Annotated in this window: 14 protein-coding genes; 5 read left to right on the forward strand and 9 right to left on the reverse strand. The window is 54.0% G+C overall.

Features of this window, described 5'->3' with window-relative positions; genetic code table 11:
- Positions 1-43: 43 nt before the first annotated feature.
- From MFFC18_RS05690 to MFFC18_RS05715, 6 genes are all read right to left on the reverse strand, one after another.
- Positions 44-1,180 carry a glycoside hydrolase 5 family protein gene (locus MFFC18_RS05690; RefSeq protein ID WP_075081672.1) on the reverse strand — a complete coding sequence of 379 codons (1,137 nt, stop codon included), beginning with the start codon at positions 1,178-1,180 and terminating at the stop codon, positions 44-46.
- Between the two features lie 239 nt (positions 1,181-1,419).
- Positions 1,420-1,620, reverse strand: a complete 201-nt coding sequence (locus MFFC18_RS05695) for a hypothetical protein (protein WP_075081671.1) — start codon at positions 1,618-1,620, stop codon at positions 1,420-1,422.
- A gap of 52 nt (positions 1,621-1,672) precedes the next feature.
- On the reverse strand, positions 1,673-2,767 hold the full coding sequence (gene aroB, locus MFFC18_RS05700; protein ID WP_075081670.1) for a 3-dehydroquinate synthase: 1,095 nt from the start codon (positions 2,765-2,767) through the stop codon (positions 1,673-1,675).
- A gap of 227 nt (positions 2,768-2,994) precedes the next feature.
- Positions 2,995-4,764 (reverse strand): sodium:solute symporter family protein, encoded by a 1,770-nt coding sequence (locus tag MFFC18_RS05705; RefSeq protein WP_075081669.1) that lies wholly within the window; start codon positions 4,762-4,764, stop codon positions 2,995-2,997.
- The gene (locus MFFC18_RS05710) at positions 4,761-5,108 is read right to left on the reverse strand and encodes a DUF4212 domain-containing protein (RefSeq protein ID WP_084416688.1); all 348 of its coding nucleotides are present in this window, start codon (positions 5,106-5,108) and stop codon (positions 4,761-4,763) included. The genes MFFC18_RS05705 and MFFC18_RS05710 overlap by 4 nt, the downstream gene beginning before the upstream one ends.
- 109 nt (positions 5,109-5,217) lie before the next feature.
- Complete coding sequence (locus MFFC18_RS05715; protein WP_075081668.1) at positions 5,218-6,225, reverse strand: hypothetical protein; 1,008 nt, start codon at positions 6,223-6,225, stop codon at positions 5,218-5,220.
- Positions 6,226-6,602: 377 nt separating this feature from the next.
- Between MFFC18_RS05715 and MFFC18_RS05720 the strand changes: the two genes are divergently transcribed.
- The 3 genes from MFFC18_RS05720 to mtaB all read left to right on the forward strand — a co-directional run bounded on the left by MFFC18_RS05720 (position 6,603) and on the right by mtaB (position 10,171).
- Positions 6,603-8,378, forward strand: coding sequence for a PLP-dependent transferase (locus MFFC18_RS05720; protein ID WP_075081667.1), 1,776 nt, complete (start codon positions 6,603-6,605; stop codon positions 8,376-8,378).
- Between the two features lie 137 nt (positions 8,379-8,515).
- Entirely contained in the window at positions 8,516-8,818 is a 303-nt protein-coding gene (locus tag MFFC18_RS05725; protein ID WP_075081666.1) for a carboxymuconolactone decarboxylase family protein, read from the forward strand.
- Between the two features lie 72 nt (positions 8,819-8,890).
- Positions 8,891-10,171 (forward strand): tRNA (N(6)-L-threonylcarbamoyladenosine(37)-C(2))-methylthiotransferase MtaB, encoded by a 1,281-nt coding sequence (gene mtaB / locus MFFC18_RS05730; RefSeq protein WP_075081956.1) that lies wholly within the window; start codon positions 8,891-8,893, stop codon positions 10,169-10,171.
- 41 nt (positions 10,172-10,212) lie between these two features.
- Here the strand turns inward: mtaB and MFFC18_RS05735 are convergent, their stop codons facing one another.
- Complete coding sequence (locus tag MFFC18_RS05735; protein WP_075081665.1) at positions 10,213-11,628, reverse strand: sigma-54-dependent transcriptional regulator; 1,416 nt, start codon at positions 11,626-11,628, stop codon at positions 10,213-10,215.
- Between the two features lie 282 nt (positions 11,629-11,910).
- On the opposite strand from MFFC18_RS05735, the gene MFFC18_RS05740 reads away from it, so the two are divergent.
- Entirely contained in the window at positions 11,911-12,555 is a 645-nt protein-coding gene (locus MFFC18_RS05740) for a LuxR C-terminal-related transcriptional regulator (protein ID WP_162273876.1), read from the forward strand.
- Positions 12,556-12,611: 56 nt separating this feature from the next.
- On the opposite strand, the gene MFFC18_RS05745 is transcribed toward MFFC18_RS05740, so the two are convergent.
- Together MFFC18_RS05745 and MFFC18_RS05750 are read right to left on the reverse strand one after the other, a co-directional pair.
- Positions 12,612-13,022, reverse strand: a complete 411-nt coding sequence (locus MFFC18_RS05745) for a hypothetical protein (RefSeq protein WP_238381111.1) — start codon at positions 13,020-13,022, stop codon at positions 12,612-12,614.
- A gap of 75 nt (positions 13,023-13,097) precedes the next feature.
- Positions 13,098-13,793 (reverse strand): hypothetical protein, encoded by a 696-nt coding sequence (locus MFFC18_RS05750; RefSeq protein WP_075081663.1) that lies wholly within the window; start codon positions 13,791-13,793, stop codon positions 13,098-13,100.
- A 256-nt stretch (positions 13,794-14,049) separates the two neighbouring features.
- On the opposite strand from MFFC18_RS05750, the gene pckA reads away from it, so the two are divergent.
- Positions 14,050-15,702 (forward strand): phosphoenolpyruvate carboxykinase (ATP), encoded by a 1,653-nt coding sequence (gene pckA / locus MFFC18_RS05755; RefSeq protein ID WP_238381110.1) that lies wholly within the window; start codon positions 14,050-14,052, stop codon positions 15,700-15,702.
- Positions 15,703-15,723 lie beyond the last annotated feature (21 nt).

Consider the following 15,723-nt stretch of genomic DNA (forward strand, 5'->3'; position numbering starts at 1 on the left):
CGCATTCTTCTACTGCTAAAAACAAACCACTTGCAGGCTCAATCTATTGCCTTGCCTGTTGGCCTCTTGCTTCAAACGTGCTCCACGCCGGTCGGGGAGTACCGTTGGTCTCATGCAAACCCAGCGAACCAATGAAGTTCGTCAATCGTTGCGACTCGTCCGTCACGCCGTAGTAGGAAATTTGCCCTTCGACAAAATCGCGGGGAAAGTCATACATCATGAAATAATTGATCATCGGTACGCGTGGTCCAAGTTCTTGCCAGGCGTCGAAAACGCCGTCGACGAAAACCGCCTGCTTTTCCGGCGACCCGAGCGAAGGATGTGCCGGAAAACCGATCTCCTGGAAAACGATGGGGCGCTGGTCCAGTTCCGCGGCGAGAGCAACAAGGTCCCGTTTGGTCGTTGCGGGATCTTTGAACGTTCCTTCAAGTCCATGTTGCCCGTGATAGTAGGTCAAGAAATGGGCGTCCATTCCGGCGACCAGCTCGCGGCAATCCTCACGCAGCGCGCCGCCGTCGGTCAGTGTCGTGCCGACCAATAAATCGGGCGAAATTGCTTTCGCGTTTTCGTACGCTTTGTCCAGAAACGTTTTGAACGCCGCTGCCTCGTTGCTGTTGGCTGCGAGATAAACATCGGTTTCATTTCCGACCGACAGGAACTTGATGCGGTGCTGCAGCAGTGGGGCCAAGGCTTGAAGCAGATCGCGAAACCGAGACGTGACTTCCGGGTCATCGAAAGACTTGCTTTGTAAATCCGCGGGCAAGTCCTTCACTGTCGTGTTGACGACCTGGATTCCCAAAAACAGAAAACGGCCTGAGTTCAACTCGACGGATTGCTTGAGTTCGTCAAACGTGTACTGCCCGGCAGACGGCTCAAGGCTGGGCCATGAAACCGTGATGACCGCAGCATCACAGCCAGCCTGTTTGCTCTTTTCGATCGCCGCAGCAACATCCTGCGCCGTTGGTGTCGGCTCAAGCGGCGGAAGGTCGGTCATCGCCAAAACCCGTGTTGGCATTTCATCAGGAAGCGAATCGTCAGCTTGCATCCACGACTCAGTTTGCCATTGATCCGCCGGTTTGGCTGTCGGTCCGGAAGACATCAGGACCATGAGCACGATCATGAAAATCACCCAGCAGGCAAACGCGAGAACAAGCATTGAGATCGCGATCCATTTAATCATTTGAATTCTGCTTTCATGAAGTCGATGCAAGTTCCAGAGTATTGCACTTGTAAGAGTTCGTCACCACCGTGAGTTATTTTTCAAGCCGAGTAATTCGGAGCGTATTGCAACCGAATTTCGAGACGTTGGACTGAATTGGTCTGTCAACTGCGTTCAGGCATGCATCGCGAAGGCGTGAATCGGAACTCAAGAATGCTCGCTGGTCTGTCGCAACGCAGACATTTTCAGGATAATTTCGGCTACAGCCCCGAGAGGTGCGCCAGTGTCGGGACCCCGATTGCGATAACCGTGTGCATCGCCATTATCGCCCAATACGGGCCCGGCTTTTTGGATCGCTCGATGACCATGTTTTCACCGTTCAAGCCAACAACTACGATCCCCAACCGTAGTTCGGCAATCAAAATGGCAACGGAAAGAATAGCGATGATGTAAGTGATCAACTGAAGACTCCGATCGCAAGGACTCCAAAAGCCTTGCCTGTGAAGCAATTGCTCAGGAACACGCCTTGAGTGCCGCAGCAATGGCTTCGCCGCCGGGCGTCGCCACCGATTCCACGTCGCCAATTTTTGTAGGTAAAATAAAGTTCAGCTTTCCGGAGGCAACTTTTTTGTCGCGCGTCATGGCTTCGATCAACGCTTCTTCTTTGCCCGCCGGGCAGGTTGTTGGCAGACCCGCAGATTCGAAGATCGCTTTTTGACGATCGCAAAACACATCGTCGACCATGCCGAGTGCTTTCGCCATTTCGGCTTCGGCGACCATGCCGATCGAAATTGCTTCACCGTGTAGGTACTCGCCGTAACCGTAGACGGCTTCGATTGCGTGGCCGATTGTGTGACCGTAATTCAAAATCGCTCGGCGACCCGAGGTTTCCGTTTCGTCTTCCGTGACCACGTCGGCCTTGCATTGGCAGCATCGTTGAATAAGTTCCGTGATGATCGCCGGTTCCCGATTCAGGATGGCTTCCATGCTCGATTCAATTCGGGTGAACAGAGCGTCGTCCATGATCAGCCCGTACTTGATGACTTCGGCCAGGCCCGCGCGAAAGTTTCGGTCGTCGAGCGTTTCCAGAACGTCGATATCGATGACGACCGTTTTCGGTTGCCAGAACGCGCCGACCATGTTTTTGGCTTGGGGAAGGTTGACTCCTGTTTTGCCCCCGACACTGGAATCGACTTGAGCCAGCAACGAAGTCGGAATCTGGATGAAGTCGATACCGCGAGCGAAACCGGCTGCCACAAAACCGGCAAGATCTCCGATGACTCCCCCGCCAAGTGCAACGACGACGGATTTGCGGTCAGCAGGAAGCTCGATCATCTCCTGCCACAGTTGGTAGCACGTGTCGAGGCTCTTGGACGTTTCGCCTTCGTCAACGACCAGCGAGTTGCCTCGCGAAGTGACCGATTCGAGTGCTGATTCGACTTTCGGGAGGTAGTGCGAGGCTACTTTTTCGTCACTGATGATGACGACATGGCGGTCGGCGATGAAGGGAGCGCAGAGCGTGCCAAGTTGCTCGATCAGCCCTGAGCCGATATGGATTTTGTAGCTGCGATCTTCGAGCGGAACATCGACGGTTTGCGGCTGAGTCAATTTTCTCTCCGATGGGTTGTAAATTCAGGTGGCATAGGCTTCCAGCCTGTGATTGCATCCGTTTTTGCACTCGTCGTGGCTGCGGCTTCCAGCCGCAGCATTCCGATGCCGCAGCATTTTCCGACTTGGCGGTGGTTGTTCAATCCCATGCAAATACTGCGGCTGGAAGCCGCAGCCACGAGAAACACAAAAACAAACACAGGCTGGAAGCCTATGCCACCTATTATTTAATGCGTGGCTCCGCCGGCGTTTCCAGGCGTGCGAATGTTCTCAACCATCTCCACAATTTCCTGCGGAGGCGGCGGTGTCATCATCGAGACGATATTCGCGACCGCAAAGTTCACCAGCATGCCAACGAAGCCAATGCCTTCGGGCGAAATGCCGAACCAGTATGCTTTATGGCCCGCGAAAAACTGGAAGTACACGATGTAGCTGAGCGTCAAACCGATTCCGGCAACCATCCCGGCAATCGCGCCTTCGCGATTGATACGCTTGGAAAAAATGCCCATCAGGATCGTCGGAAAGAAAGACGACGCAGCCAGGCCAAACGCAAACGCAACGGTCTTGGCGACGAACTCCGACGGCGGATTGATCCCGAAGTACGCAGCGATGCCCAAGAAGGTAAACGATGCAATCCGAGCCGAGAGGACTTCCTGTTTGTCGCTCATGTTCGGGCTGACGATCTTCTTCAATAAGTCATGCGAAATCGAAGTCGACAGCACCAGCAACAATCCAGCGGCAGTCGAAAGTGCGGCCGCCACACAGCCCGCCATCACGAGAGCAACGACCCACTTTGGCAAATTCGCCATCTCCGGATTCGCCATCACAAGAATGTCCTGATCGTAATAGACTTCGTTCGGGCTGTCAGTGAGTGCATTGGTCACGACGCGAGGTTGGCCTTCGGCGCGTTCTGTTTCGAAAACTGGTTTGCCGTCGAAGGCTGTTCCGGCCTGATGCTGCATCACGCCGTCGCCGTTCTTGTCGACCCACGCGATCAAGCCGCGGTCTTCCCAGCTCTTGAACCACGCCGGCGATTCGGAATACTTGCAATCGTGAATCTCCGCCATGAAATTCGTTCTGGAGAACGCACCGATCGCTGGTGCGGTCAGATAAATGATGGCGATGAAGAGTAACGTCCAACAAGCCGATTTGCGGACTGCTTTGACTGACTTGACGGTAAAGAATCGCACGATCACGTGAGGCAGTCCAGCCGTACCGCACATCAGCGCGGCTGTGATGCAGAACATGTCCAGCGTCGACAGACTTCCGTCGGTGTATTTTGCGAAACCAAGATCCGTGTTGAGTTGATTCAGTTTTTCCAGCAAAGGAACGGCGGCATCGGCGCCTTCTTTCGTATAGTCGCCGATCAGCCCGAACTGCGGGATGACGTTTCCGGTCAGCAACATCGAAACGAAGATCGCCGGGATCGTGTAGGCGAACACCATCACGCAATACTGAGCGACTTGCGTGTACGTGATGCCTTTCATGCCGCCGAGTCCCGCATAGGCGAACACGATGCCGGCTCCGATCAGCACACCCATCCAGATTTCGATTTCGAACAGCCGCGAGAACACCATCCCGACGCCACGCATCTGGCCCATGATGTACGTCATGCAAATGAAGACCGCGCAGATGACTCCGACGGCGCGTGCGACGTTGGAATAGAAGCGGTCGCCCAGAAAGTCCGTGACAGTGAACTTGTTGAACTTTCGCAAGTATGGCACGATCAGCGCGGTCAGCAAAACGAAGCCTCCCGTCCATCCCATCAGGAATCGTGACGCGTCGTAGCCTCCTGCCGCGATGCCGCCAGCCATCGAGATGAACGTGGCCGCCGACATCCAGTCCGCTGCGGTTGCCATACCGTTGGTGAAGGGAGATACGCCGCCACTGGCAACGTAGTATTCTTTGGTGGTCGCCGCCCGTGTGCGGAAGGCGATGAAGATATATACCGCGAAGGTCGCGCCGATGAACAGATAGTTCCAAAGATCCTGGCTCATACATCGTCCTCATCAAATCCGTGACGACGATCGATTCTGTTCATCAGCACCATGTACAGGAACAGTAAAATCAGGAATCCGATGATGGAACCCTGTTGAGCCATCCAGAATCCAAACGGTGCGTTGCCAACGTTGGGCATGTTCGCATCGAGGAAGTCTCGAAACAGGACTCCGCATCCGAGCGAAATGAACGCCCAGAATCCCAGGACAATGTAAACGACGTTGAGCGACTTTTTCCAGTAGTCGACATTGTTCGCCACGGATTTGTCAGAGATCGACTTGGCCGAAAATGGATTCGTGTCGATCGTGCCTTCATCCGAAGGCGCGTTTTCCGGTAAATTCATGAAACAAAAAGTGGTCCGTAAAATTGGTCAATTGCACGAACAGTATCGCACAGATTGACCCATTTCGCGAACACGCACCGAAAACGATTTGCCCAGAATTTACACGGTACTATTTTACATGAGTCAGGCTCGTGCCAAGTTTGTCGGACTGTTCGACGATGCGAGCCGTCAGCAGAAAGTACAACTGCTTTTTGTCGGAAACGGTCTTCCCGTTTTTAAATGGAAGCTTTGAGCTTGCTTTCTTTTCCGTTTCGATCTGCAATCGCGGATCGATGAAAAGGGTTTCGCCGTCTTCGAGTGATGAGGAAACGCGGACTCGCTTCAGCGTTTGCTCCGGTATTTGAATCGTGACGTTTCCACTGTCGTTTGTTCCCGCGAATGTGAACGTCTCGACGGCGGAAACTTTCGAATGAGCCAGGTTCGCCGAAACGTCGACTCGCCCTTCATTGATCGTTGGTTGCAATCGCATCACAAGTCCATCTTCGATTGTCTGGATGATCGGTTGGTGAGCGACCGCAAAATCACCAACCATTGGCTTCACGCCGACGACGAAGGGCCGCAGAGACACATCGCTGATCGCTGCTGTTTGACCTGAATAGCAAACGACAGTCGGCGCTTCGGAGGACGCATTTTTGTCCAGAGCTTTCTTGAGCCCATCGACTCCTTCATTATCCATCTTCGCAACCATGACCGGCATCGATCGTCGCACCGATTCGCAGCCCCCGGCGTGATCGACTGTCGATTCAGCCTCATTCGCAACGTTGCTGAAAGTCTTTCCAGACTCAGGCGATTCAAGTTCGACAGCGGGAAGCGATCCGTTGTGGACTTCGAAAGTGTTCGGCTTGAAAAACGATTTCAACGGGACTTCGCAATCGAGTTCCACAACCAATCGAGTCAGCTCGATCACGACCGTTTCGTCGTCTTTATCCGCGACAGCCGACGGCAGTGTTTGCACGTTGTCGCCGACACTGGTTTGCCAGTTCGCCAACGGACTTGGCACCTGGAATTCGGCAGGAACCAGGTCCGGCGTCGCTGTTTGAGCCGACGCCGAGGTGGCGAAAGTGAAGGCCAAAATCGCTGCAGCAAACGAACCAGTGGTAGCTATAGAAAGTCTCATCGCCGAATTCCTTTCAACAGAACTTGATTAGAAATTCGGGTATGGCAGAAAAATATGCGACCGAAAACATGAATTTCGCTAGCGAGCGATTCGCGGGGCCGATGCTGGACGCCGTCCAGATCCTGCCTCGTTCCAGTTTAAGGTCAGTCCGCTTTCCGAACCCCAGACTTCGCGGCTACATTGATGCGTGCAATTCATGCTGATTTATCGTTGAACTTGATTGGGAGTTTGGCCGTTTTGGCACTAGCCACGGTTGATCAACCTATAACCGGCGCTAGCGCCCCAGACGGCTAAAATTTCCAATTCCCGTTCTCAACTTTGCCGCAGCTCAGCGGCAATTCGCTGCCACCATTGGAATCTGAAAAAGGAACATCTTGATGAGCCAAAACGTTGACTCGATGCGATTGTTGTCGCCGCTGCGGAATTCCACCGAAGGAGAATCCGCGGAGGCCCTGACGTCCGAGCAGTTGCAGCACTTCGGGATCGACCCTGCAAGCGAATACGGCAAATCGCTGGGTGGGATCGTCAGCCGAATGTATGCGGCACAGTCCGACATCAACGGGCTCTGGGAAGCCACCATGTCAGAGATGGCCGGGCTTTCGCAGTCCGACAAAATCAATCGCTTCAACTCGCTGAAGTTCCTCTCGTTCCAGCTCGCGAAGATGCTCGACACAGTTCAGAATCCGTTTCGCAAAACGTACCAGTCCTTGGGCTACTCGGGCGAAACATCGGCCGCCAAAGGTCCCTACGCGGTTTTTGACAACGTGACCGCGATCTTCAGTGCAACGCCCGTTATTTCACGAACGGCGACTTACATTTATGCCTGTGCCGAATGGATTGCCGACGCGTTCAAGGGCAAGGAGCTGATGCTGGAGATCTATTCCCGGCTGCTCAACCCGACCAGCATTTGCCTGGCGAACCATGTCGTGGACCTCGAAGCCGGACCCTTTGCCAGCGAGTACCTTGCGTGGAATTTCAACAGCGGCATGGCGGCGATCGATTCGACGTTGTCCCATGTGCTTGGTCGCGACGACGTGATCATCACCAGCCGAAACATTTACGGTGGCTCCTATCAGCTGATCAACGACTGGTACGCCAAGCCCGGGAATCTGGACATCGCGGTCGAAATGTTCGACGGCTACACCGCGGACGAGTTCAGCGAATGTCTTGCTCGGACTCGTGAAAAGCACGCCGATCGACTGGCGAAGGGACGCAAGATCTATGTCTTTCTCGAATCGCCCTGCAACCCGCACGGTTACATCGTCAACGTTGCCACCATTTGTCGGCGGGCTCATGCGGAAGGCCTTGTCGTGATGCTCGATGCAACCGTCGGAACGCCCATGCTCTATCGTTCGCTGGCTCGTGAGGACGCGACCGAGCGACCGGACTATGTGATTCACTCCTACACGAAAGACCTCAGCGGATCCGGCGGAGCGATTGCCGGTTGCGTGATCGGACGCAACGAAAACATGTTCATGCCCAAGGGGATGGTCACCGAAACGCATTCCTGGGACCAAACCATGTTCTGGAATGTGTACTACGTTAAAGGCGCATTCCTGAATGCGGACGCGGCGTTTGAAGTTCTGCAGGGAATGAAAACGCTGACGGTCCGGATGATGAGGAAGTGCATTAACACGATCATCCTGGCGAAATTTATGGACGCTCATCCGAACATCGACGTCACGTGCAGCGCGGTCGGCGACGACATGAATTCGGAGTTCCGCGAACGATACATGTACCTTGGTTTGCCGGCTCCGCTATTCACGGTCAGCATTAACGGTGTTTCGAAGAAAGCCTTTCAGCGATTTTTCGATGCGTTGTCGCCAACCTTTGCTCACATGATTTCGCTGGGGCAAACGAATACGATCGTCAGTTGTCCTTCTTTGACGACTCATTCGGAACTCGACGACGAAGCGTTGGCTCAGGCGGGAATGTCGGCGACCACGATCCGGTTCGCTGTCGGTGACGAAAGCCCGGCTGATTTGGTCAACCATCTGGTGCATGCCGCAAAAGGAACGCTCGATCTTGAGTCTGACTTTTCGACTCAGTTTCCATCCGAGTCCGAAACTCGCGACATGATCACTAACACCTACGTCGATGTGCACTCCCGGCACGTGCAACATCAGGCCGATTCGCTCAATTTCAATGAGTAGTCAGTTAGTACGTTCGGAGCACCTAAAATTTTCTCCGTAAGTTCTGGCTCCGTGCTGACTCCAAGAAGTCGTTGGGAAGGCCCGTTTTGAGGCTTTCTCTCGCCAATTTTTCGCAATCGTAAATAGGACTGAAGAAGATGAATTCGATGGACAACATGAAGAAGCTTGGAAAACTGGACCAGGCCGGCAACGACGCATGGAAAAAGTTTCAGGCTTTCAACGAGTCTGCGATGGCTGAAGGGGCTGTTCCTGTGAAGTACAAAGAGCTGATTGCGCTCGGCGTCGCTTTGACCACGCAGTGCGGCTATTGCCTTGAGATCCATCGCGAGAAAGCAATTGACGCGGGTGCCACCGAAGCAGAACTTGCGGAAACCACGATGGTCGCGGCAGCGATCCGGGCTGGCGGGGCCCTGACTCACGGAACCCATCTGATGGAGTAATAATCGTTTGCCGGATTCTGAGTGGTCGAGTATCCTTTCGGGGCAACATTTTCCAACAGGCTGCTCGCCACCGTGGCAAAGATCAAAACAGTAACTCTCGGCTGCAAAGTCAACCAATACGAAACGCAGTTCCTTCGCGAGGGCTTGCTGAGCGCTGGCTTTACGGACGCCGAGGACTCACAGCCTGCGGATCTGTGCGTGATCAATACTTGCACGATCACCAACGAAGGCGATTCCAAGAGCCGTCAGATCATTCGGCGGATGAACCGGGACAATCCGGACGCCCGCATCATCGTAATGGGCTGTTACGCGACGCGAGAACCGGAAGCTGTTGCCGCGTTGCCGGGAGTCTCAGAAGTCATCACTGACAAACGTGAGATGCCTGACTTGTTGGGGAGATTTGGCGTTGTCGATATCCCTGACGGAATTTCGGGACTCGACGGTCGGCATCGGGCTTACGTGAAAGTTCAGGATGGCTGTCTGCTCAAGTGCAGCTACTGCATCATCCCGACGGTGCGGCCAAAGATGGAAAGCCGTCCGCTGCAATCGATCATCGACGAAGTCAAACGGCTGGTCGATAACGGGTTTCGCGAAGTCATCCTGACGGGCATTCATCTTGGTCACTACGGCGTCGACTTTAATAAAGGCAAACCGAAAGCTGAGTGGACGCGGCTGTCGCATCTGGTTCATCAAATTTGCGAGTTGCCTGGCGATTTTCGCGTGCGGATGTCCAGCATCGAAGCCACCGAGGTGACTCGCGAACTGATTCAGGTGATGCAGCAGTATCCCGAAAAAGTCTGTCCACATCTTCACGTTTGCGTTCAGAGTGGCAGCGATCGAATCTTGCGAGCCATGAAGCGGCGTTGGACTCGGAAGCACATCATTGATCGCTGCGAAGTCGTCAAGGAAGCCTTGCACTTGCCCGCGTTTTCGACGGATCTGATCGTCGGCTTTCCGGGTGAAACCGAAGCGGACTTTGAGGACTCGCTCGACATCTGTCGCCAGATCGGTTTCTCAAAAATTCATATGTTCCCCTTCAGCCCGCGTCGCACAACGCCTGCGGCTGAGATGGACAATCAGATTCCGGGGAACATCAAATCCGAACGTGGCGCGATTGTTAAACAGCTGGAAACGGAACTGCGTGCCGACTACTACAAAAAACTGGTCGGCCAGAAATTGCAGGTGCTGGTCGAGAAAGTTTCCGAAGGCTTTGATCGCAACGCGGCGGTTGGAACCAGTTGTCGGTACGGGCAAGTCGAAATCGACGCCGAAGGAGTTGCGGACAACGATTTGGTCGACGTCGAGATTTCAGAAGCGCGGGCCGATCGAATGGTCGGCAAACGTCTCGTTTAAGCGGTCACGCCGCGGGACACCAACACTTGCCTGATTGCACGTTACTCGATCATCTGAGCATATTCGGGCGTGTCGAGGCCAAGCTTTTTCATCTTTTTGTACAGCGTTGTGCGGTTGATTCCCAGTTGATCCGCCGTCTCATTCCGGTTCCAGTTGTTCTCTTGCAGACACTGCAAAATGATCACACGCTCTGGCCCTTCAAGAGCTTCTTTCAGCGTCTGTCGTTTTCCAGTGGCTGAAACAGAAATCTGCGGGCTGCTCTGAGTGACGGTGCCGACATGGCTTGGCAGATCGCTCACGCCAAGCTCCGGACCCTTTCCAAGCAGTACGGCTCGCTCGACGACGTTTTGCAACTCGCGAACGTTGCCTGGCCAGTCGTAATTTCGCAACGCGTGAATGGCTTGATCGTTGAATCCCTCAAGGCTACGGCCTTCCTCCTGGCAGACTTTCTTCAGAAAGTGCATCGCCAACATCGGCACATCAGAAGGTCGCTCACGCAACGAAGGCAGCAAAAGGTTGATCACATTGATTCGGTAGTACAGATCCTGGCGGAATCGATTTTCCGCAACGCATTGCTCCAGATCCTCGTTGGTCGCCAGAACGACTCTCGCATCCGTCCGGAAGGTCTTTGTGCCGCCAACCTGTTCAAATTCAAACTCCTGAAGCACGCGAAGAAGTTTCACTTGAAGTCCCGGAGACGCGGTGCCAATTTCGTCCAGAAAGATCGTTCCGCCGTGAGCCTGTTGAAACTTGCCTTCCTTGTTTGCCGTTGCTCCGGTGAAAGAACCTGCGACGTGACCGAAGAGTTCGCTTTCGAGCAAGTTCTCAGGCAACGCACCGCAAGCGACTTCCACGAACGGGCCATCTTTGCGATTCGATTTTTGGTGAATTGCACGAGCGATCAGTGACTTTCCCGTTCCGCTTTCGCCGGTGATCAGAACCGTCGCCTTGGTGTTGGCGATGTTGTCGATCATGTCGAAAATCTTCTGCATGCGAAAATCGGTTCCGACGATGTTCGTCTTGTCAAATTTGTGATCGAGTTGAGCCTTGAGGTTTCGGTTTTCTTCAACGACCTGACGCTGTGACATCGCACGCTCGATGCCCATTAAAAGCTCGTCATCGATCAGTGGCTTGGTCAGCAAATCGGCTGCTCCGCGACGCATGGCTTCCACACCCGTGTCGATGTTGGCGTAGCCCGTCATCAGGATTGCGACCATCTGCGGGACGCTGTTTTTGCAGAACTCAAGTAGCTCAAAACCGTCTTCATCGCCAAGGCGAAGGTCGATAAGCGCAACGTCAAAGGTGTCGTTTGCGAGACGTGTTTTTGCTTCCTTGACGTTCGATGCAACCTGAATGGCGAAGCCTTGAGTCTCGAGCCATTGCCCCATCGACTGAAGCAGATGTTGATCGTCGTCAACGATCAGAAGTCGAGTTTGCTTTTGGATTGCCTTGGACATAATTTCGATACGTAAGGGTGAAGGTTTGCAGGTGGTCGCACTTTGACCTGCGATTCCCGGCGTATCATGAGCACGGGAACGTTCGCGGTTTGTTGAAAAAATGCAACGTTCGCTATGTATCTAGGTCACAAACCTCGTGCGGTCGAATGAATTCTGGTTTTGGGCCAATATTGCGATAAAAACGGGATAGTCTGTTAGCAACGCCCTCCATTACCGGTTAACGGACGACAGCTCACCTGTCGTATTTGTCGTTTTTTACCCCCACCCCGGATGTCCATCGAAATGTCTGTTTCAAGCATGACTCTAGAAATTGTCATCGCAGACGATCACCCGGTCGTGGTCGAAGGCATTCGCTCACGTATCGAAAGCTACAACGCGAAGATCGTTGCGAACCCAACGGATCCTGAATCGCTCGTCCAACTCGTCGAAGAAATTCGTCCGGATGTGTTGGTGATGGAGTCTCGCTTGGGAAAGAAGGACGCGTTGCGGGCTCTCGAAAAATTTCAAAACCTCGCGCTGCGTCCGCCGGTTGTCGTGTTCTCGATGTATCCCGACGCGACCCATATCGCGAGAGCTTCAGCGTTGGGTTGCCACGATTACATCCTGAAGTCTTCTCCGATCGACGCATTGTTTGAGGCCGTCAACCGAGCGAGTCGCGGCGAGTCTGCCCCCGCGGATAGTTTGTTGAACACCGTCCGCACGCGGATGAGAAGCAACTCTGGCACTCCACATGCGGATTTGACGAACCGGGAGATGCAGGTGCTTCGCCACGTTGCGATGGGCTTGAGCAATCGCGAAATTGGCAAGTCGCTTGGGATTAGCGTGGAGACTGTGAAAGAGCACGTTCAGAACATCTTGAGAAAGCTGAACGTCAATGACCGGACACAAGCCGCCGTTTGGGCGGTTCGAAATCAGTTGATTGCTTGAACGGCGGCGTTTCGGGGATCCGAGTTGCCACTTTGAAGGCAACTCGTCACGCCAGCTCAAACTTTTTCTTTCAGCTGTTCCTTACGGTGAGCAATTGCTTCGCGTTTCGTTTTGAACGTTCGGAATCGCTGGCGGCCATCTTCTTGCCAGGTCGCGACCCAGCGACCGTAGACGTTTCTGCTCACACCGGTAACGCCCGACGAATTGTTAACCGCTTTCGCTCGCGGGCCTGAATGCCATTTCCGTTCGCCGAGTTTCTTTAGCTGCGAATCGCGCCAGCGAAGGGCCTTTTCCTGCGACTTCCGAATGCCGCCGTCGGAAAAGCGAAAGTACTTTGTATGCTCGACGCCGTCGCGAACGATGCGGACGACCCAGCCCTGCGGGCCACGGTTGATGTTGGTGAGTTTTGCCATGCTTCCATGATAGCAATAAACCATGTTGGCCAACATGGTTATTGCGAAAGTCATGACGCAAATTCGACGATTCGAGCCGTGTCGATGGGCGGCGAAGCTGTATCTCGATGCGGACCGTGGATTCGCTGCTTACCGCTTTGAATGGCTCGCCGGCAGGAAAACTCCATGCGGCGATAGAAGCGACGCTCCATCTTCAGAACCGTCGGATTCTGGTTCCGGGCTCTCATCTGAAGGCGAACTCTGGGACGCGTCGGAATCAAAGCTGTCGGGATCAGCCGTTTCATCGGCATCGTCCTTCAGGGAGTCGAATCCTCCGTACTCATTCGCCCGCATCGCCTCTGCATCTTCTTCAAATCGGTCTTCAATTTTCGAATCAGCAGGATTGCTCTCGGTATCGAGTTCATTCTGGTCGTCGTCCAGTTCTTCCAGGTCACTGTTCGATCTTGCCGGGACGAAATCCGCGTTCAACGGAGCCGTCGTTGGAAACATGCCCGCGGGTTGCGAACCATAAGACAGCGGTTGGCCATAGGCATTTTGTCCCGAACGCAACAGTTGCATTGGTGACGGTTGCAGTTCGTGCCCGTAGCGTGCCAGAAATTCCGGCGACTGTGAAATGAGGAACGAATTCTTGTGCGACCATGGATTGTAATAGCCTACGTCCGGGCCGGGATTGCAGCGATGATAGCCCGGTCCGTTACCATGTCCGAGAGCGCGAAGCGGGCGTTGCAGGACTTGATGGGATCCGAAAACTTGTGCCTCGCTGGTTTCGGTGCACAGTGCGAAAACGCCAAATGCCAAACAGATCCATCCAATTCGCTGTGCCATGACTTCTCCCGTCGAGATGCACCATAATTTGCTACTACGTTCGAACTCCGTTTTCGGGAGGACGCTTTATTGGGTCATCGCATTTGGGCCAGTCGGAAATTGATCTCAAAACGAACGAATCCCTGCAAAAGGCCTGTTCATAGCTTGGTAAATCGGTCACGTTAAGTCCTCGTTTTTTTCCGGTTATGCGGAAACAACCGTTCGCCTGCTCTTGCGGAAATCTTGCCGTTAATCGAAGATCCCGCACCAATAATCGTTGCTTCAAAGCCCACTTCTCAACCTTAGCGGCGCTCCAATCGCGCTACCAATTTTGAAAGCCAAAGCCATGCTGGACCTGGATCAATACGGAATCCAAGTAGACGATATTCGCCACAATTTGTCGCCCGCGACGCTCTATCAGGAAGCCATCCGACTCGAGAAAGGCGCCGCGATCGCCAATTCAGGCGCACTGATTGCCTATTCAGGATCCAAAACCGGTCGTTCGCCGACCGACAAACGCGTCGTGCGTCACGAGGACTCCGAGAAAGATATCTGGTGGGGCCCGGTCAACATCGATATCGATGACAACGTCTTTCAGGTCAATCGTGAACGGGCAATCGACTATCTCAATACACGCAGCTACCTGTACGTCGTCGACGCCTACGCCGGTTGGGATCCGGCTTACCAGATGAAAGTTCGCGTTATCTGTACGCGACCGTATCATGCGCTGTTTATGCACACGATGCTGATTCGTCCGACACGGGAAGAGCTGAAGACGTTTGGCGATCCTGATTTTGTGATCTTTAATGCGGGACGATTCCCGGCCAACCGGCATACGTCCGGAATGACGTCCAAGACCAGTGTTGACGTCAGTCTGCATCCTGGCGAGATGGTGATCCTCGGAACAGAGTACGCGGGTGAAATGAAGAAGGGCGTGTTCACGATGATGAACTACTTCATGCCCAGGAAAAATGTGCTGTCGATGCATTGCTCAGCGACGGCGGATCGCGAAAGCGGGACTTCGTCAGTGCTGTTCGGGCTTTCGGGAACCGGAAAGACAACTCTGTCGGCGGACCCGAAACGTTTGCTGGTCGGTGATGACGAGCATGGCTGGTCGGACGACGGGATCTTCAATATCGAAGGCGGATGCTACGCCAAAGCAATTGACCTGACTCCCGATTCGGAGCCGGAGATTTTTCAGGCGCTCCGCTTTGGTTCCGTTTTGGAAAACGTGGTTTACGACAAGGAAGATCATAGCGTCGACTTCAGCGACGATTCGATCACGCAGAATACTCGTGGCGCGTATCCGATTGAGTTCATTCAGAATGCAAAGATTCCCTGCGTCGCCGGCCATCCCGATGACGTGATCTTCTTGACTTGCGATGCGTTCGGTGTCATGCCTCCGGTTAGCCGCTTGTCGCCGGCTCACGCGATGTATCATTTCATCAGCGGTTACACGGCCAAGGTCGCCGGGACAGAGATGGGGATCGATGAACCGGAAGCAACGTTTTCTCCTTGCTTCGGTGGTCCTTTCCTGATGTGGCATCCGGGCAAGTACGCAGAGATGCTGGCCGAGAAAATCGAGAAGTACGACGCTCGCGTATGGCTGGTGAACACCGGTTGGAGCGGTGGAGGCTACGGCGTCGGTTCGCGGATGAAGCTCAGCTATACCCGTGCGGTGATGGATGCAATTCACTCGGGCGATCTGGACAAGGCTCCAACCGAAAAGGATCCTGTATTCGGTTTCGATGTGGTCACGAAATGCGAAGGCGTCCCCGATGAAATGCTTCAGCCGCGGCTGACTTGGTCGGACAAAGACGCGTACGATGCGGCGGCGAAGAAGCTGGCGTCGCTATTCTGTGACAATTTCAAGACCTACGCGGAAGGCGTCAGCGATGAAGTTTTGGCTGCGGCTCCAGACGCAAGTTAGCAATCGGCAAGTTAGCAATCG

It is taken from the genome of Mariniblastus fucicola (assembly GCF_008087665.1).
Lineage (GTDB): Bacteria > Planctomycetota > Planctomycetia > Pirellulales > Pirellulaceae > Mariniblastus > Mariniblastus fucicola.